Source organism: Cellulomonas cellasea (genome assembly GCF_030372105.1).
In the GTDB taxonomy this organism is placed as follows: Bacteria; Actinomycetota; Actinomycetes; order Actinomycetales; family Cellulomonadaceae; genus Cellulomonas_A; species Cellulomonas_A cellasea_A.
In genome coordinates, this window is record NZ_JAUDBQ010000008.1 from 1 (window position 1) to 17,774 (window position 17,774).

Below are 17,774 nucleotides of genomic sequence, written 5' to 3' on the forward strand. Positions count from 1 at the left end.
CGTCCGGATCCCCGCCCGATGCCGCGCCTGAGGCCGCGCCCGCCACCGTCAGCACTGCTGTCGCGGGCCGCCCCAGGGCCGCCACAGCCGCCAGCTCCTGTCCGGCCTCGACGACGCGCTCCTCGCCGAAGCGCAGCCCGGTGGCCTCCGCGAGCGCCGAGCCGACGGCCTCCCCCACCGGCACGGCCACGGCGTCGGGCCCGTCGGGGGCGGTGGCACCGCCGACGAGGAGCACCGCCTGGGCGCCCAGGCGCTCGAGCTCGGCGGCGACCTCGGCGTCGGCCGCACCGCCGGTGAGCAGCACGGGAACCCCCCAGGCCACGGCGGCGGAGGCCCCCGCGAGCTGGCCGGGCACGTCGGCGGCGGAGGCGAGCACCACCACGGGCGCCTGGGCGTACAGCGTGCGGCTGGCCGCGAGCGCCACCGCGTCGGCGGCCTCGTCGGCGGCGAGCGTCAGCGCCTGCGCGGGGTCCTGGACCGCGGCGGCCAGCACCGCGGGACTGGCTGTGGCAGTCGGCGTGCCGTCGGTGGGCGCCGGCCGCTGGCCCGCGACACAGCCCGTCACGATGAGCCCGACGACGACCGCTGCTCCGAGCCCGAGCCGGCCGAGGGGAAGCGGGCGACGGGCAGGACGGACGGACACAGGACTCCTCGTGATCGGCAGCCAGCAGAACCTCACACCCTAGGCGCGCCGCAGGTCATGTGCGGAGCCGGCGGCCGACCCCGCGGACGGGCACGGAGGGGCACGGAGGGGCGGGCCTGCGCCGGACGCGGCAGGATTCCCCTATGACAGACGAGGTCAGCACCGCTGGCGCCTACGTGACGGCGGGCGCCGAGTTCACCAGGGACGACCGGTACATCGCGACGCGGATCACAGCGGACGGGCGCGACGGCTACCCCGTCGAGGCGGGCCGCTACCGCCTGGTGGTGTCCCGCGCGTGCCCGTGGGCGAGCCGCGCGGTGATCGTGCGGCGGTTGCTGGGCTTGGAGGACGCGCTGCCGATGGCCGTCGCCGGGCCGACCCACGACAGGCGCTCGTGGACCTTCGACCTGGACCCGGGCGGCGTGGACCCGGTGCTGGGCATCCCGCGTCTGCAGGACGCCTACTTCGCCCGGTTCCCCGGGTACTCGCGGGGCATCACGGTCCCGGCGATCGTGGACGTGGCCACCGGCGAGGTGGTCACGAACGACTACGCGCAGATGACACTGGACCTGGAGACGGAGTGGGCGGCGCTGCACCGCCCCGGCGCCCCGGACCTCTACCCGGAGCACCTGCGCCCGGAGATCGACGCGGTGGCCCGCGACGTCTTCCGCGACGTGAACAACGGCGTCTACCGGTGCGGTTTCGCCGGGTCGCAGGACGCGTACGACTCGGCCTACCGCCGCCTGTTCACGCGGCTGGACTGGTTGTCCGAGCGGCTCGCGGGCCAGCGGTACCTCGTCGGGGACACGATCACCGAGGCGGATGTGCGGCTGTTCACCACGTTGGCGCGGTTCGACGCCGTCTACCACGGGCACTTCAAGTGCAACCGCGACAAGCTCACCGAGATGCCGGTGCTGTGGGCGTACGCCCGCGACCTGTTCCAGACCCCTGGCTTCGGGGACACCGTCGACTTCGACCACATCAAGCGGCACTACTACGTGGTCCACGAGGACATCAACCCGACGCGGATCGTGCCGCAGGGCCCCGACCTGCGCGGCTGGCTGACCCCGCATGGGCGCGAGGCGCTGGGCGGGCGCCCGTTCGGCGACGGCTCCCCGCCGGGACCCGTGCCCGAGCAGGACCGGGTGCCCGTCGAGCACACCGCCGCCGCGATGGCCGGCTGAGGGCCACACCCGAGGGAGGCGCCATGGCAGGGCTCGCACCAGAGGAGGCGTATCCCGACGCCGGGGGGCTGGTGCTGCGACGCCTCGCCGACCAAGCGGCCCAGCTCGCCGCCCAGGAGCCCGGGGTGCGCGCCGCGGACCCGGACGCGGTGCACGACATGCGGGTGGCCACCCGCAGGCTGCGCAGCGCGCTCGGCACATTCCGCCCCGTGCTGCTGCGCGCGCGCACGGACCCGCTGCGCGACAGCCTGCGCCAACTCGGGCGCCGGCTCGGGCAGGCCCGTGACGCCGACGTCAGCCGTGCGGGGCTGGGCGACCTGCTCGCGGAGGTGCCGGCGGGCCTGGTCATCGGGCCCGTGCGCACCCGCCTGGACGCCGATCGCGGCTCCGCGTACGACGCCGCGCTGACCCGCGTGGTCGAGGACCTCGACGGGCCGGACTGGGCGGCGCTGCGCGCGCTCCTGGCCGACCTGGTCGCGGACCCGCCGCTGGCGCCCGCGGCCAGCCGCGACGTCGACGAGGTGCTGCTGCCGCGCGTGGACCGGGCGTTCCGCCGGCTGAGCCGCGCGTGGAGGTCCGCCCGCGCCGAGCAGTCGGGGGCGCAGCGGGACACGGCACTGCACGAGACGCGCAAGGAGGCCCGCCAGGCCCGGTACGCCGCCGAGACGCTGGCGCCCGTCATCGGCCAGGACGCGGTGCGCAGCGCCCGGGCCGCCGAGCAGGTCCAGGGCCTGCTCGGCTCCCACCAGGACCTGGTGGTGCTGCGCGGCGTGCTGCGGCGGGCCGCTGTCGAGGCGCAGCTGGCCGGGGAGAACGCGTTCACCTACGGGCTGCTGCACGAGCAGGCCCGGGTGCGCGCGCTCGAGCTCGAGCAGCAGCTCCCCCGGCTGGCGCGGCGTGCCACCCGGCCTGGGCGGCGCGCCTGGATGCGGTGACCGCCATCCGGACAGGGCCTCGCCACCCGGCTCGCACCCGGTTAGCGTCCGTGGCGACAAGCCCCCGGGGAGCGCAGGAGCGCTGAGAGTGCGGCCGGACGAGAGTCCCACCCGCAGACCCGTGGAACCTGATCCGGCTCACACCGGCGTAGGGAGCAGGGCATGTGTCGTCGGGCTCCCCCGTCGCCGCGTGGCTGACGGGCTGGGCGGCGACTGCTGCCCTGATCCGTCGTCCGCACCGCCGACCCGGGGGCCGGGCGGCGCGTATGTGCTGCCCGGGGGTCCGCCTGACGGACGAGAGGCCCTCGATGAGCATCACCGAGCACCACCCCGCACCCACCGCCCACGCGGCGCCCACCCCCGCCGAGTTGGGGATCGGCGCGCGGCTCTCCCTGCATCCGATGACCGACGGCTTCGTCCCCGTGATCCTCGGCGCGTTGCGGGCCGCGGCGCGTCCCGAGGTCGAGGTCGTCACCGATGACGTGTCGACGTTCGTCCGGGGCGCCGAGCATCACGTCGTGGCCTACCTCCTCGACGCGATCTCCGCCGCCGCGGCGTCCGGCGCACACGTCGTGGCGCATGTGCACCTGTCGCGCGGGTGCCCGGGCGAGGTCGCCTGCACTGTCGACGACGCGATCCTGCGGCGGCCCGTCACGTTGGGCCCGCTGCCGCGGAGCCACCACGCCGCGAGCGCCCACTGGGCGCTGTACCCGCTCGACGACGGCGACGCGGACCGCCGCGGCGATCACATGGCTGGCATCTTCGCCGCCATCGAGCACGCCCGCTCCCTGGGCGTCGTGACCGGCTCCGAGCACTTCGTGACACGCCTCGACGGCGACCTGGCCGACGTGCTGGGCGCTGTGGCGCAGGGCTGGCTGCTCGTCGGGCAGCGGGTGCGGCATGTGGTGTCCCACGCGACGATCTCACTGGGCTCCCCCTCCGCCAGTGCGGCGGGCGCCCGATGACCGCCGTGCGGCGCCGTGCCGCGCTCACCCTGCACGAGCTGGTGCTGCTGGCCGCCCTCGCCGTCGTCGCCGGGTTCCTCTACTGGGCGCTGGTGCAGGGCTGGCTCGCGCTGCAGGTGGCGATGGGCCCGTTCGGGGACCTGGCGCAGAACGTGCTGGCCGGCGGGTGGATGGTGGTGGCGCCGCTCGCCGTGTTCATCGTGCGCAAGCCCGGGGTGGGCGTCGTCGCCGAGCTCGTGGCAGCCCTCGTGGAGGTCGTCTTCCTCGCCTCCCCCGTGGGCCCGATGCTCCTGGTGGTGGGCCTCGTGCAGGGCGCGGGCGCCGAGCTCGCCTTCACCCTCACCCGGTACCGGCGCTACGGGTGGGGCGTGTTCGTGCTCTCCGGCCTCACTGCGGCCGCCGCGAACCTGGCCATCGGCATGGTGCGGTTCGGGTGGGCGTCCCAGGACTGGTTCGCGCTGCGCGTGGCGCTGCAGATGGCCAGCGGCGTGGTGCTGTGCGGGCTGCTCGCCCGGGTCACCGGCGAGGCGCTGCTGCGCACCGGGGTGTTGGACGACCATGCGGTGGGGCGCGCGCGGCTGGCATCGGAGGCGCGGCTGGCATCGGAGGCGGGGGCGACGACGACGGACGACAGCACCGTCGCCGACGTCCGCGCAGGCGCCGAGTGATCCGGGTCCGAGGCCTGACCGTGCGGTACCCGCGGGCTGCGCGTCCGGTGCTCGACGGGCTGGACCTCGATGTCGCCGCCGGCGAGCAGGTGCTGCTCGTCGGGCCCTCCGGCGCGGGCAAGAGCACTGTGCTGCGCGTCCTGGCGGGCGTGGTCCCGCAGTCGATCGGGGCCCAGGCCCGAGGCGAGGTGCGGGTCGCGGGGATGCCCGTGCTCGGCGGAGGCGACGTGGTCGGCGTCCCGACGCTGGCCCGGGAGGTGGGCGTGCTGACGCAGGACCCCGCCGACCAGCTCGTGCTGCCGACGGTGCTCGACGAGGTCGCGTTCGGGCTGGAGAACCGGGCCGTGCCGCGCCACCTGATCGGGCCGCGGGTCGAGCGGGCGCTCGCGCTGGTCGGCGCCGCGGGCCTCGCGGGGCGGCGCACCAGCGAGCTGTCCGGCGGCGAGGGCCAACGGGTGGCGCTCGCTGCGGTGCTGGTCGCGGACCCCTCCGTGCTGCTGCTCGACGAGCCGACCGCGCTGCTCGACCCCGTCGGCGCCCGACAGGTCGCCGACGCGGTGCGCGCCGCGCGCCACGGCCGGGCCTGCGTGATGGTCGAGCATCGGCTCGACGAGATCGGCGGCCTCCCGGGTCGCATCGTCGTGCTGGACGAGCAGGGCCGGGTGCGCGTCGACGGCCCGACCGACGCCGTGCTGGCCGAGCGGTCCGCCGAGCTCGTGGCGCTGGGGTGTTGGCTGCCCGCGTCCGCCGAGCTGCGCGCGGCTGGCTTCGACTCGGCCTCTCAAGCGGCCGCCGCTGCGCGACCGGCGGGAGGGCCCGTGGCGCCACCGGCGGGAGAGGTGGTGCTGCGGGCCCGGTCGGTGCGGGTCGACCGGGGCGGGCGCCGCGTGGTGGGCCCGGTCGACCTGGCGGTCCGCCGGGGGCGGGTGACGGCGGTGCTCGGGGTCAACGGCTCGGGGAAGTCCTCGCTGCTGCTGGCGTTGGCGGGCCTGCTGCCGAGTGCGGGCGAGGTGTCGGGCGGCAGTGTGGGCATGGCCTTCCAGCATCCCGAGCACCAGTTCCTCACCCGCAGCGTCCGGGCCGAGCTCGCCTATGGGCCGCAGGCCGCTGGACTGCCGGACGCCTCGGCCATCGCCGATCGTGCCCTGCTCGACTTGGGCCTGCGGGGGCTTGCCGAGCAGGACCCGTTCCGCCTCTCGGGAGGCCAGCAGCGCCGGGTGTCGCTCGCCGCGATCGCTGTGTGCGACCACGACGTGCTGCTCGCCGACGAGCCGACATTCGGCCAGGACCGCCTCACGGGCGCGCTCGTCGCCCGCACCCTGCGCCGGCTCGCCGACGAGGGACGCGGCGTCGTGGTCGTGACGCATGACCTGCGCCTGGCCGCCGCCCTGGCCGACGAGGTGGTGGTGCTGCGCGACGGCCGCGTGCTGGGCTCCGGACCGCCCGGCCGGGTGCTGGCAGACACGGCACTACTCCGTCGGGCAGGGCTCGCCCTGCCACCCTTGCTCGCGGCATGGCGCTCCACCGGCGCCGATCTGCAGGCGTTCTTGGCGACGCTCGACGAGGGCGTCCGGCGACTGCCCGGCCCCGCGCTCGAGGCGGCGAGGTGAGCGGGCCGGGCCTCGGCCGGGCGTTGCAGCACGACTCCCTGCTGCACCGCCGCAACCCCACGGTGAAGCTCGCGGTGCTGCTCGTGGGCACGGGCGCGCTGGTGGCGGTGCTGGACCCCTGGACCCCGTTGGCCCTGCTGCTGCTGGCCGGACCGGCGGTGACGTGGGCTGGCGCGCTGCCGTGGCGCAGGGTGTTGCGCGCGCAGGCCGCCTTCACGCCGTTCGCGCTCAGCATCCTCCTGGTCAACGCCGTCACCCGCCCAGGAGTGACGGTGCTCGCCGCGGGCCCATTCGAGGTCACCGACACGGGTGTGGCGGTGGGCGCCTCGCTCGCCTGGCGGACGCTGCTGGTGGGGACGCTGTCCACCGCCTTCGTCCTGACCACCGACGGCGCCCGGCTCATGACGAGCCTGCACCAGCACGCCCGGCTCGGGCCGCAGGCGACCTTCGCGGTCCTCGCCGGCTACCGGATGCTCGAGCAGCTCCCGGCGCGCTGGACGACCATCCGCCAGGCCCAGGCCGCCCGCGTGCCGCCCGGGCGGCGCGGCCGGGGCCGACTGCGGGGCACGGCGCGCGCGGCGTTCACCTTGCTGGTGGTGACGCTGCGGCAGAGCCAGCGGATGGCGGTGTCGATGGAGCTCCGGGCGCTGGGCTCGGGTCCGCGCACCGTGCACCGGCCGGTTCCGCTGGACAGGTCGGATGCGGTGTTCGCGGCGGTGGTGCTCGGCGCCGGCGCGGCGGTGGTGGCGGCCTCCGCCGGCGCCGGGTGGCTGGAGTCGTTCGGGGCGTTCAGCCCGCCGTGACCTTGATGAGGTTGCGCCACGGGTCCTCGAAGGACAGCGTGAGGCCGTCGTGCCGCGCCTGGACCCGGGCGTGCGCGAGCCGGTCGCCGAGGGCCGCGACGTCGTCGGCCGTGGGGACGACGATGCCGATCTCGCCGAGGCCCAGCGCGGAGGCCCGGGGCCCGGCGCCGGCGCTGTTCCAGGTGTTGACGGCGATGTGGTGGTGGTAGCCGCCGGCGGCGACGAACAGCGCGCCGTGGAACTCCGCCATCACGTCGAAGCCGAGGGCGTCCACGTAGAAGTCGCGGGCCGAGGGCACGTCGCCGACCTGCAGGTGCACGTGCCCGATCGTGGCGCCGCTGGCCGGCGCGGCGGGCAGCCCGAACGCGTCGACGCTGGAGGGCTCGCGCAGGTGCTGGCGCAGGAACTCGTTCGGGTCGAGCCGCAGCGAGTCCATCTGGACGTGCCCCTGGGGGTCGAAGCCCCAGTCGCCGCGGTCGCGGTCCCAGTACAGCTCGACGCCGTTGCCCTCGGGGTCGGTGGCGTAGAACGCCAGCGAGACGAGGTGGTCGGCGCTGCCGACGTAGCTCTGCGGCGCCTTCTGGGCGACAGAGGCGACGGTCGCCGCGAGCGCGGCGCGGTCCTCGAAGAGGAAGGCGCTGTGGAACAGGCCGGCTTGGCCGCGCTGCTGCGGTGGCAGGTCGGGGGTGTGGCGGAGCACGACGAGCGGGGTGGTCCCGCGTCCCAGGGTGACGACGTCGGGGCGCCCGGAGCCCGCCAGCCGGTCGATGGGCGTCTCGATGACGTCGAAGAGCAGCACGTCGCGGTAGAAGCGCACCTGCTGGTCGAGGTCGCCGACGAGGAGGGTCACCGCGTCCATCCCGGCGCCTGCGGCGATCGCGTCGGGGCGGCTCGGCAGGGTCGCGGGGGTGGTGGGGACGGTGCTCATGGGTGCTCCTCGGTTGGTGGCCTACTCCCAATGTAGTTGATCGTTCAACTTCACGCGAGCCCGGGTCATTCCCACTGCGCCACAGGGCCCGGCGGGGCATGCTCGATCGATGGACGTGACGACCAAGCGGATCTACTCCCCCGTCAGCCCCGACGACGGCTACCGCGTGCTGGTCGACCGGCTGTGGCCACGCGGCGTCAGCAAAGCCGCCGCCAACCTGGACCTGTGGCTGCGCGACGTGGCGCCCAGCACCGAGCTGCGCACCTGGTGGGACCACGACCCCGGGAAGCAGGCGGAGTTCGCCGCGCGCTACGACGCCGAGCTCGACCACAACCCGGCGGTCGACGAGCTCCGCCAGGTGGCACGCGAGCACCCCCGGGTCACGCTCCTCTACGCGGCCCGCGACCCGCACATGAACCACGCGCAGGTGCTGCTCGACTACCTCACCGGCGAGGCCTAGCCCGCGCTGCCCCGGAACACCGCCCAGGCGTGCGGCGGCGCCGAGCCCGGCGCGCCCTCCGCGACGTCCAGGTCGCCCGAGCGCAGCACCCGCTCCCCCACCGGGCCCTGCGGGGTGAACGGCTCGTCCGCCAGGTTGAGCACCAGCACCAGCCGCTCCGACCCGTCCGGCGCCGACGACTCCAGCACCAGGCGCTCGTTGGCCACCTCGAGCGTGCGGCCCGCGGCCCGCACCAGCCACGGGTGCCGCCGCCGGAACCCGATCAGGCGCTGATGCTCCCGGTACAGCGCCCAGCCCTCCGGGGCGAGGCCATGCGGCCCCGGCGGGAACTCCGGGCGGATGGCGTCGTCGCCGCCGAAGCGCTCCTCCTTGACCCCCCGGAAGCCCTGCTCGTCGCCCGCGTACACCGACGGGGTGCCCGCGACGAACATCAGCACCGCGAGGGCATGCGTCACATGCCGCACGTCGCCCACCTGGTCGGCGATGCGCGTCACGTCGTGGTTCCCCACGAACGTCTGCGGCAGGAAGACCTCCAGGAACGCCCGGTGGCGGTCGAGCGCCCACGCCAGCTCGAAGAAGTTGCGGTCGGCCAGCGAGCTCCAGATCGCCTTCCACAACTCGTACTGGGTCACCGAGTCGATGCCCGACTGGGTCACGTACTCGGCGTAGTCGCCGTGGATCATCTCCCCCAGCACCCACGCCTGCGGGTGCTGGGCGCGCACCTCGGGCAGCACCGACTGCCAGAACTCCGGCGGCACCGCGTACGCGGCGTCCAGGCGCCAGCCGTCGGCGCCGCGGGCCAGCCAGTGCGACATCACGTCGGCCACATGCCGGGCGACCTCGGGCTGGTCATGGTCGAGCACCACCAACTGGTCGTGGCCCTCGAAGACCGCCGGGACCGCCGCGTCGCCGTCGCCGACCCACTTCACCCAGCGGCCCGCCTCCGTCCCCGGTCCGGCCGCGAGCGCCGCCCGCACCCGGGGGTGCCCGCGCCCGACGTGGTTGAACACGCCGTCGAGCACCAGCCGCACGCCGCGCTCCCGGGCGGCGGCCACCAGGGCGTCCCAGTCCGCGTCGTCGCCCAGCCGCGGGTCGATCGCCAGGTGGTCGAGGGTGTCGTAGCCGTGCGTTTGCGACGCGAAGACCGGGCCCAGCAGCAGCCCGTTGCAGCCCAGCTCGACCACGTAGTCGAGCCACTCCGTGAGCCGTCCCAGCCGGTGGCGGACGCCGGGATCCGGGTCGGGGCCGTCCACCGGCGCCCCCGTGAACCCGAGCGGGTAGGCGTGCCACCAGATGGCGTGGTCGACCCAGTCGGGCATCAATGCTCCTCAGAACGGCCGTGCGGCGGTGCGGTGGAACGTCCGGGCGTGGGGCGCGGGCTGGCCCGATCCTCTCGCGTCCGCGCCGGTCAGCGCACCACGGCGAACCCGCCGGTCCACGGGACCCGCTGAGCCGTGGCCAGGGTGATCTGCAGGAACCCGACCTGTTCGAGCTGCTGGGCGCGGCTCAGCCCACCCGCGTCGAGCCCCACCAGCCCCGCGGCGTCGAGCAGGTCGGCGAGCTGGCGCTTGGCCGCCGGGTCGTCGCCGGCGATCAGCACGGTGGTGGGCAGCCCGCCCACCCTCCCGGACTCCAGAGTCGCCGCGAAGGTCGTGTTGAAGGCCTTGAGCACATGCGCGTCAGGGGCCCACTCGGCCACCTGCTCGGCCGCCGACGTGCCCTGCGGCACCATCAGCCCGTCGAGGGTGGCCAGGTCGATCGGGTTGCAGATGTCGACGAGCGTCTTGCCGCCCACCTGGGGCGTGTACTGCTCGACGAGCTGCGCCAGGCCCGTGTACGGCACTGCCAGCACGACGATGTCGCCGGTGAGCGGGTCGCCGAGCCGGCCGGGCGCCACCTGCTCGCCGAGGGTCGCCGCGATCTGCACCCCCTGGTCGAGGTTCCGCGACAGGACCTGCACCCGGGCGCCGCCGTTGACGCCCACTGACGCGATCGCCGCCGCCATCGTGCCGGCCCCGATGATGCTCAAGCTGGTCATGACTACCTCCGCCGGACTGCCGTGCGCGCACGGATGTGGTCCTCCCACTGTCCGTCGCGCGCGGGCGGCGCGCCCAGCGAGAGCGGGCTAGCGGCGTTCGAAGCGGTTGACGCCGAGCCCTTGCAGGAAGTGCGGCCCCTGCTCCGCGAGCTCGGCGGCATACGCGGCCGCCCAGCCGGAGAACGGCGCCGTGGCCAGCGCGTCGTTCGAGAACCGCCGGTCGCCCGTCACCTCGCTCACGCAGAAGGCCGGGATGGTCAGGTCCGTCACCGGCCCGCCCCGCTCGCACTCGGCGATCACCAGCGGCCGGTTCGCGCCGCCGAACACGTCGATGACCCAGCCGTCGCCGCCGAGCCACACGGAGTAGCGGTTCTTCACGATGCGCGCCCCGCCCCGCCGGATCATCTCGACGCCGACGCTGACGTCGATCTCCCGCTCGGCCTCGTACCGCGTGCCCTCGATCATCGGCCCCTTGGCCGTCAGGGCGCAGAAGTCGAACTGGCCGGCGAACTCGTCGAGCACGTCGAGGACGTCCTCGGAGCCGTCCATCTCGATCCGGGCGGTCGACGACTGCACGCGCAGCCGTAGCGCGAAGCCCTGGTCGGCGAGGTAGTAGCTCTGCACGATGAGCACCGGGTCGGGCTCGGCGAGCGCCTCGCTCGGCACCTCCCGCACGAAGAACCGACGCTCGAACTCGAAGTCACCGTTCCCGCTGTCGCTCATGGCGCCGGCTCCTCTCGTGCGAGACCAACCCTGTGGCCGGGCCCTGAGCACGAGCGTAACGTCGATCACGGCGCCCGACCGGGACCGGGACGACACCCCACCCGGGATCGCGAACGCGCCCGGACGGCGGCGGGGGCACCGATGACAGACCTGGCGTTCGACGTGCTCGACTCCTCGGAGACCGCCCTGACGAAGACCAGCACCCTCGTCTACGGGGACGAGGCGCTGATGATCGTCGACACCGGGCTCACGGCGTCACAGGCGCACCGCATCGTCGCGGCCGCCCTCGAGACGGGCCGCCCGGTGACGCATGTGCTGATCAGTGGCGCGGGCCCCGACTTCCACCTCGGGGCGGGCATCGTCTCCGACGCGTTCCCGGACGCCCACGTGTTCGCCACGGCGCGGGTCGTCGACCGCATCGTGGCCGCCTATGACCGCCAGGTCGCGCACTGGGCGCGGCTCGGGCGCAACCTGCCGACGCGCCGGGCGGTCATCGAAGCCTGGGCCGGCGACGCCTTCGAGTTCGAGGGGCGGCTCTTCGAATTGCGCGCGGGGGGCGGGACGCTCGGCTGGCGGGGCGACTACCTGTGGCAGCCGCAGTCCCACACCGTGCTGGGCGGCGCCCTGTTGTACGGCGGCGATCACGTGTGGACGGCCGGCACGCCATCGGCGGCGGAGCGCGCGGAGTGGGCGGGGCGGTTACGCGAGTTGCAGTCCGTCGCGGCGCGGCTCGTCGTGCCCGGCCACCGCCGGCCCGGATGGCGGGGCGATCCCGTGACGTGGACCCTCGAGTACCTGGACGTCTTCGAGCAGGTCATCGCCGCGACGGACGTGCCCGCGGCGGCGGCGCGCACGCTGCGCGAGCGGTTCCCCGACGCCGGGCTCGTCGTGGCCGTGGACATCGGCGTCACAGCGGCGATGGGCCGGACCCCGCACACGTGAGCTCACGGGCGCACGGCGCCCGGCAGACCGAACGCTGAGAACAGCGGCTCCCCGAACCAGGCCGTCACCCGGCCGACGCCGCGGTCGTCGACCTCGAGCACCTGGACCTGGAACGGCCGATGTGTGCCGTCCGAGTCCTCCATGTAGAGCCCGAACGCGGGCGACCCGTTGGCGGACGTCGGCAGCATCCGCATGCTCCCCGGACCGTTCGCGGGGCACCACGTCGAGATGAGCGTGGCCACGTCCTGGGGACCGCTGTACCAACCGGGGAACGGCGGCATCTCCCACACCACGTCGGCGGCCATGAGCTGCACGATCGCGGCCACGTCGTAGGCCTCGAAGGCCGCCACGTACGCGTCGAGCAGGTGGCGCAGCCGCTCGTCGTCGAGCGAGCCGGGCTGCTCCCGGTCGAGGCGCGCGACGTTCGCGCGGGCCCGCTGCAAGGTGGAGTTGACCCCCGCGACGGTCATGTCGAGGGCGTCCGCGACCTCCGCCGCGCTCCACGCCAGGACGTCCCGCAGCAGCAGCACGGCACGCTGCCGGGCGGTGAGGTGCTGCAGCGCCGCGACGAAGGCGAGCCGCACGGACTCGTGGCCCACCGCGGCGGCCGCCGGGTCGGTGGACTCATGGCCCCACACCACCGCGTCGGGCAGGGGCTCGAGCCACGGCACCGCGCCGTCGGCGCGCGGCTCATGCGCCGGGTCCGCGGCGGGCGCCCCGAGCCCGGTGGGCAGCGGCCGCCGGGTCCGCCCCGCCAAATGCGTCAGGCAGGTGTTGGTGGCGATGCGGAACATCCAGGTGCGCAGCGACGCCCGGTTCTCGAACCCGTGCATGGCCCGCCAGGCGCGCAGGTACGTCTCCTGCACGAGGTCCTCGGCGTCGTGCACCGAGCCCGTCATGCGGTAGCAGTGCGCCATGATCTCGCGGCGCAGCGGCTCGGTCAGCGCGGCGAAATCTCGTTCGAGGACGTCGCCGGGGGTGGGCGTGGGCGAGGCTCCGTCCGGCTTCGAGCCGTCGGCGCCTGTGACGAAGGTCATACCCTCACGGTAGCCGGGGGCGCCCACAGCAGCCCGGCCGCCTGATGCGGGCCGTCCGATGAGTCCGAGCAGTGGGCGAGGTCGGTACCCACATCACCGCCTCCCCGTGGCGGCTGACCCGACCGCATCCGAGGAGAGTCCGATGGACCGCATGATCTTCGTGAACCTGCCCGTGGCGGACCTGGCCGCCTCCCGGGACTTCTACACCGGGCTCGGCTTCACCATCAACGAGATGTTCAGCGACGACCAGGTCACGTCGATCGTCATCTCCGACACGATCGTCGTGATGCTGCTCGCGCGCGAGCGCTTCTCGGACTTCGCCCGGGTCCCGATCGCCGACGCCCGCGCCACGGTGCAGGTGCTCAACGCGCTGTCGGCCAGCTCCCGCGAGGAGGTCGACGCGCTCTTCGGCGACGCGCTGGCGCACGGCGGCGCGGAGTACCGCGAGACCCAGGAGGAGGGCCCGATGTACGGGCGGGCCGTCACCGACCCCGACGGGCACGTGTGGGAGTTCATCCACATGGACATGTCCGCGGTCGGCTGAGCACCAGCCGACTCCCGCGACGACGGCGGCGGCCCCGGAGAGGAGGTTCATCCTCTCCGGGGCCGCCGCGGTCAGTCAGACAGCGTCCTCGTCAGACAGCGTCCTCGCTCGCCTTGAGCGCCTCGCGCACCGACGTGCGCCCGCCCATCCGCAGCAGCGAGCCCGAGTAGATGCGCGCCGCGATCGCCGTCACCAGCAGCGTGCAGCCGATCAGGACCGTCAGCGACAGGATCGGCTCCCACCACTGCGCCTCGCCGAGGAACAACCGCACCGGCATGCCGACGGTGGCGCTGAACGGCACGTACGACATGACAGTCATCGCGAAGGCGTTGTCGTTGAAGAACAGCACCAGGAAGTACGGGATCATCACGATCATCATCACCGGGGTGAGCACCGATCCGACGTCCTCCTGGCGGGAGACCAGCGACGCGCTCGCCGCGAAGATCGCCGCCACCAGCACGAAGCCGACGACGAAGAACACGATGAACCACACCAGGGCTGATCCCAGCACCCCGAGCAGCTCGTCTTGGGAGGTCACGACCAGCCCGATCACGGCCACCACGGCGATGGAGGCCGTCTGGCCGAAGGCGACCACCGAGTTGCCCAGGATCTTGCCGGCGAGCAGCGCCCGCGCGGGGACCGCCGAGAGCAGGATCTCCACGATGCGGGTCTGCTTCTCCTGGACGGTGTTCTGGGCGATCATGCTGCCCGATCCCATGGCCGACATCATGAACACGAACCCGAAGGCCATCGACACGAGCATGCGCAGGCCCTCGCTCGTCGCGTCGCCGTCGATCAGCTCGACGGCAGGCGCCACGGACAGCGCGCCGACCACGTCGGAGGGGGCGCTGGTGCGGGCGACGACCGTCAGGCCGAGCGCGCCCTCGCCGGGCAGCACCGCGGCCTCGACCTCGTCGGACTCCACCATCTGGCGCGCCGCGTCGGCGTCGTCCGCGAGGACCGCCTCGAGCCCCTCGGCGGACTCCACCGCCGCCGAGGTGGACGCCACGACGGCGACCTTGGTGGCGTCGTCGCCGGATCCGCCGAACAGGCTGGGCAGGATGATCCCGGCCAAGACCAGGCCCAGCGTGATCGCTGTCGAGATGAGGAACGACTTGGTGCGGACCTGCGTGGTGATCTCACGCTCGGCGACGAGGAGCGTGGAGCCCCACATCGACGGCACGGCCGGGCGCTGCGCGCTCATCGGGCCATCTCCTTCTCGGTGGTCTGGGCGGTCTCAGTGGCGGTGTCCTCGTCTGGCTCGGAGACGATCTCCCGGAAGATCTCGCCGAGGGTGGGCCGCTGCGGGCCGAACGCCGTGACGGCGCCGCGCTCGAGAGCGGACCGCAGCACGGCCTGGGCGGCGTCTTGCTCGGCCTCGAACAGCGCCGATCCGCCGTCGAACTCCACGACGGTGACGCCGCGCTCGGCGCGCAGCCACCCGACGTCCTGGGTCGTGGTGATCTCGTAGCGCGTCGAGCCGAACTCCTCGTGCAGCGCGGCCCGGGAGCCCGCCGCGCGGATCTGCCCGCCGGCGATGATCACCAGGTCGTCGCACAGGCGCTCGACCACGTCGAGCTGGTGGGACGAGAAGAGGACGGGCACGCCGGTGGCGGCCTTCTCGGCGAGCACGCCGAGCACCACGTCGACGGCCATGGGGTCCAGGCCGGAGAACGGCTCGTCGAGGATCAGCACCTGCGGGTCGTGCACCAGCGCGGCGGCGACCTGCGCGCGCTGCTGGTTGCCGAGGGACAGGCTCTCCAGCGGGTCGTCGGCGCGCTCGCCCAGCCCGAGCCGCTCCAGCAGGTCACGGGCCCGGTCCGTCGCCGTGCGGCGGTCGAAGCCGTGCAGCCGGGCCAGGTAGGCCACCTGCTCGACGACCTTCATCTTCGGGTACAGGCCACGCTCCTCGGGCATGTACCCGAAGGACCGGCGCTGCACCGCGTCGATCGGGCGGCCGTCGACGGTCACCGTGCCGGCCTCGGGGGCGAGCACCCCCAGGATGATCCGCATCGTCGTGGTCTTGCCCGCGCCGTTGGCGCCGACGAAGCCGGTCAGGCGCCCGCTGGCCACGGCGAAGGACACGTCGTCGAGCACCCGGCGATCGCCGAAGGACCGGGTGATGCCGTCGAGCTGCAGCATGTCGCCCTCTCTCGTTCTCAGAACCGGGCCGTTGCCCGCTGAGGTCGAGATTACGGACGTCGCCGCAGGTCACACCTCCGGCGCGAGGCGGAAATCTGGCTCCGCCTCGCGGCTGAGGTCAGGTGTGGTCGACCAGTCCGTGCTGGTGGGCGAACACCACGGCCTGCACGCGGTCGCGCAGCGCCAGCTTCATCAGCACGTTGGACACGTGGGTCTTCACCGTCGCCCGGCCCACCACGAGCTCGGCCGCGATCTCGTCGTTGGACAGGCCGCGGGCGAGCAGCCGCAGCACCCCCAGCTCGCGCTCCGTCAGCGCGGCGACCTCCACCGGGAGCCCTCCCCCGGACGGCGGAGGCGCGGCCCCGGCGGGGGCGCCCAGCAGCGCGCCCTCGACGGCCTGCCGGATCACCGCGCGCGTCACCTCGGGCGCCAGCAGCGCGTCCCCGGCGGCCAGGGCCCGCACCGCGTCGACGAGCTGCGCGGGCCGGGAGTTCTTCAACAGGAACCCGCTGGCCCCCGCGCGCAGGGCCTCGACCAGGTAGTCCTGCCGGTTGAACGTGGTGAGCATGAGCACCCCGGCGCGGATCCGCGGGTCCGCCACGGCCAGCCGGGTCGCCTCCAGGCCGTCCATGTCGGGCATCTGCACGTCCATGCAGATGACGTCGGGGTCGAGCCCGCGCGCGGCCTCGAGGGCCTCGGCGCCGGTGGACGCCTCCCCCACCACTGTGATGTCGGGCTGCGCGTCGAGGATCGTCGCGAAGCCGCCGCGCACCAGCGCCTGGTCGTCGACGAGCAGCACCCGGATCGGCTCAGACATCGGCGGTCTCCCGTCGCGCGTCGGCGGCCTCTCTGCGCAGTGGCACCTGCGCGCGGACCACGAACCCGCCGAGCCGCCGCTGTGTGGTCAGCAGCGTCCCGCCGTCGGCGGCCACCCGCTCGCGCATCCCCACCAGGCCGAGCCGGCCCGCGGAGCCGTCGGAGGAGCCACCGCGCCGCGGGCCCACGCCGTTGTCGGCGACCTCCAGCTCCACGGCGCCGTCGAGGTAGCGCAGCCGCACGTCGGCGTGGGCGTCCCGCCCGGCGTGCTTGCGCACGTTGGTGAGCGCCTCCTGCGCGATCCGGTACAGGTTCAGCGAGGTGACGGGCGGCAGCGGCACCGGGTCCCCCACCACCAGGTAGGTCGCACGGACCCCGCCCGCGGCGGCGGCCTCGACCAGCTCGGGGATCTTGCCGACGCCCAACGAGCCCACCGCCTCCTCGGGCCCGGCGTCCGAGTCGTCCTCGCGGAGCGTGCCCAGCAGCCCGTGCAGCTCGGAGATCGCATCGCGGGCGGCGTCCTCGACGTGCTCCATCGCGGTGGCGGCCCGCACGGCGTCGACGTCCAGCAACGTGCGGGCCGCGGCGGCCTGCACCCCCATCAGCGACACGTGGTGGCCCACCGAGTCGTGCAGCTCACGGGCTAGCCGCAGCCGCTCGATCGTCACCGCCTGGCTCTCCACCCGCATCCGCTCGCGCTGCAGCTCGCGCGTGCGCCACCGCATGCGGGCCCGGTCGCGCGCCGAGGCCCACGCGTGGTCGCCGAACCAGTAGGCGCCCGCGAAGTACAGGATGTTGGTAAGGAGCTGGATGAGCATGTACGCGACCATCGGGGAGAGCACGCCCACCCCCTCGAACTCCTCGAGCACGTCGGGGTCGGTGGACGCTTGGAACAGCGCCACCAGCAGCCACACGAACATCGCGATGATGACGGCGACGCGTACCCAGGTGGCGCGCCGGCGGGACGGCTCCCAGGCTCCGACGGAGTACAGCGCCATGAACAGCGCGATGTTGACCACGAGCAGCTCGGGCACCGACAGCGTGGACGTCAGCACGAAGGCGGCCGCCACCGCCACGGCCACGGCCGCCGGCCACCGCCTGCGCCAGGCGAGCGGCAGCGTCGCCGCCGCGAGGCACAGCAGCGACACCGGGCCGGACGCGGGATCGTCGTAGACCCCTGCCGTGCGGTACAGCACCCAGCTCAGCACCGCCCCGGCGAACAGCGCGGCCGCCATGGCCAGGTCCGCGCGGCGCTCGGCGGGGGCCGGGCGGCCGCGCCGCCAGTCGGGGTTGTCGGGGTGGATCGCCTGGTCGGCGGCGTCGGTGGTGCTCACGC

At 74.3% G+C, this 17,774-nt stretch carries 18 protein-coding genes, 1 pseudogene and 1 riboswitch; of the genes and pseudogenes, 9 read left to right on the forward strand and 10 right to left on the reverse strand.

Going from position 1 to position 17,774, the window contains the following annotated elements:
• Positions 1–643: pseudogene (locus QUV83_RS08995) on the reverse strand (cell wall-binding repeat-containing protein); the annotation flags it as partial.
• Between the two features lie 143 nt (positions 644–786).
• Between QUV83_RS08995 and QUV83_RS09000 the strand changes: the two are divergent.
• The 6 genes from QUV83_RS09000 (at position 787) to QUV83_RS09025 (ending at position 6,808) form a co-directional block, all read left to right on the forward strand.
• Complete coding sequence (locus QUV83_RS09000; RefSeq protein WP_289564008.1) at positions 787–1,827, forward strand: glutathione S-transferase family protein; 1,041 nt, start codon at positions 787–789, stop codon at positions 1,825–1,827.
• A 23-nt stretch (positions 1,828–1,850) separates the two neighbouring features.
• Positions 1,851–2,762, forward strand: coding sequence for a CHAD domain-containing protein (locus QUV83_RS09005; RefSeq protein WP_289564009.1), 912 nt, complete (start codon positions 1,851–1,853; stop codon positions 2,760–2,762).
• A gap of 55 nt (positions 2,763–2,817) precedes the next feature.
• Positions 2,818–2,936: riboswitch (TPP riboswitch) on the forward strand.
• Positions 2,937–3,070: 134 nt separating this feature from the next.
• Positions 3,071–3,727, forward strand: a complete 657-nt coding sequence (locus QUV83_RS09010) for a YkoF family thiamine/hydroxymethylpyrimidine-binding protein (RefSeq protein ID WP_289564010.1) — start codon at positions 3,071–3,073, stop codon at positions 3,725–3,727.
• Positions 3,724–4,395 (forward strand): ECF transporter S component, encoded by a 672-nt coding sequence (locus QUV83_RS09015; protein ID WP_289564012.1) that lies wholly within the window; start codon positions 3,724–3,726, stop codon positions 4,393–4,395. The genes QUV83_RS09010 and QUV83_RS09015 overlap by 4 nt, the downstream gene beginning before the upstream one ends.
• Positions 4,392–6,005 carry an ABC transporter ATP-binding protein gene (locus tag QUV83_RS09020; RefSeq protein ID WP_289564013.1) on the forward strand — a complete coding sequence of 538 codons (1,614 nt, stop codon included), beginning with the start codon at positions 4,392–4,394 and terminating at the stop codon, positions 6,003–6,005. The genes QUV83_RS09015 and QUV83_RS09020 overlap by 4 nt, the downstream gene beginning before the upstream one ends.
• Complete coding sequence (locus QUV83_RS09025; protein ID WP_289564015.1) at positions 6,002–6,808, forward strand: energy-coupling factor transporter transmembrane component T family protein; 807 nt, start codon at positions 6,002–6,004, stop codon at positions 6,806–6,808. Before QUV83_RS09020 ends, QUV83_RS09025 begins: the two co-directional genes overlap by 4 nt.
• On the opposite strand, the gene QUV83_RS09030 is transcribed toward QUV83_RS09025, so the two are convergent.
• Positions 6,795–7,736 carry a VOC family protein gene (locus QUV83_RS09030; protein ID WP_289564017.1) on the reverse strand — a complete coding sequence of 314 codons (942 nt, stop codon included), beginning with the start codon at positions 7,734–7,736 and terminating at the stop codon, positions 6,795–6,797. The genes QUV83_RS09025 and QUV83_RS09030 overlap by 14 nt on opposite strands.
• A 109-nt stretch (positions 7,737–7,845) precedes the next feature.
• Here QUV83_RS09030 and QUV83_RS09035 point away from each other — a divergent pair, with 109 nt between their 5' ends.
• Positions 7,846–8,196, forward strand: coding sequence for a DUF488 domain-containing protein (locus QUV83_RS09035; protein WP_289564018.1), 351 nt, complete (start codon positions 7,846–7,848; stop codon positions 8,194–8,196).
• On the opposite strand, the gene QUV83_RS09040 is transcribed toward QUV83_RS09035, so the two are convergent.
• The 3 genes from QUV83_RS09040 to QUV83_RS09050 form a co-directional block, all read right to left on the reverse strand.
• Entirely contained in the window at positions 8,193–9,515 is a 1,323-nt protein-coding gene (locus QUV83_RS09040) for an alpha-amylase family glycosyl hydrolase (RefSeq protein ID WP_289564020.1), read from the reverse strand. The two genes, QUV83_RS09035 and QUV83_RS09040, sit on opposite strands and share 4 nt — an antisense overlap.
• A gap of 89 nt (positions 9,516–9,604) precedes the next feature.
• Positions 9,605–10,234 (reverse strand): NADPH-dependent F420 reductase, encoded by a 630-nt coding sequence (locus QUV83_RS09045; RefSeq protein ID WP_289564022.1) that lies wholly within the window; start codon positions 10,232–10,234, stop codon positions 9,605–9,607.
• Between the two features lie 87 nt (positions 10,235–10,321).
• Positions 10,322–10,957: a CYTH domain-containing protein gene (locus QUV83_RS09050; RefSeq protein WP_289564023.1), complete on the reverse strand. Its 636-nt coding sequence runs from the start codon at positions 10,955–10,957 to the stop codon at positions 10,322–10,324.
• Between the two features lie 141 nt (positions 10,958–11,098).
• On the opposite strand from QUV83_RS09050, the gene QUV83_RS09055 reads away from it, so the two are divergent.
• Entirely contained in the window at positions 11,099–11,899 is an 801-nt protein-coding gene (locus tag QUV83_RS09055) for an MBL fold metallo-hydrolase (RefSeq protein WP_289564025.1), read from the forward strand.
• 2 nt (positions 11,900–11,901) lie between these two features.
• Here QUV83_RS09055 and QUV83_RS09060 read toward each other — a convergent pair whose 3' ends face one another.
• Entirely contained in the window at positions 11,902–12,936 is a 1,035-nt protein-coding gene (locus tag QUV83_RS09060) for a sigma-70 family RNA polymerase sigma factor (RefSeq protein WP_289564026.1), read from the reverse strand.
• Between the two features lie 142 nt (positions 12,937–13,078).
• Between QUV83_RS09060 and QUV83_RS09065 the strand changes: the two genes are divergently transcribed.
• Entirely contained in the window at positions 13,079–13,480 is a 402-nt protein-coding gene (locus tag QUV83_RS09065; protein ID WP_289564027.1) for a VOC family protein, read from the forward strand.
• A 91-nt stretch (positions 13,481–13,571) separates the two neighbouring features.
• Here QUV83_RS09065 and QUV83_RS09070 read toward each other — a convergent pair whose 3' ends face one another.
• The 4 genes from QUV83_RS09070 to QUV83_RS09085 form a co-directional block, all read right to left on the reverse strand.
• Complete coding sequence (locus QUV83_RS09070) at positions 13,572–14,684, reverse strand: ABC transporter permease (protein ID WP_289564029.1); 1,113 nt, start codon at positions 14,682–14,684, stop codon at positions 13,572–13,574.
• A complete protein-coding gene (locus QUV83_RS09075; protein WP_289564030.1) occupies positions 14,681–15,622 on the reverse strand; it encodes an ABC transporter ATP-binding protein in 942 nt (313 codons plus the stop codon). The genes QUV83_RS09070 and QUV83_RS09075 overlap by 4 nt, the downstream gene beginning before the upstream one ends.
• Positions 15,623–15,740: 118 nt before the next feature.
• Positions 15,741–16,439, reverse strand: a complete 699-nt coding sequence (locus QUV83_RS09080; RefSeq protein WP_289564032.1) for a response regulator — start codon at positions 16,437–16,439, stop codon at positions 15,741–15,743.
• Entirely contained in the window at positions 16,432–17,772 is a 1,341-nt protein-coding gene (locus tag QUV83_RS09085) for a sensor histidine kinase (RefSeq protein WP_289564034.1), read from the reverse strand. Before QUV83_RS09085 ends, QUV83_RS09080 begins: the two co-directional genes overlap by 8 nt.
• Positions 17,773–17,774 lie beyond the last annotated feature (2 nt).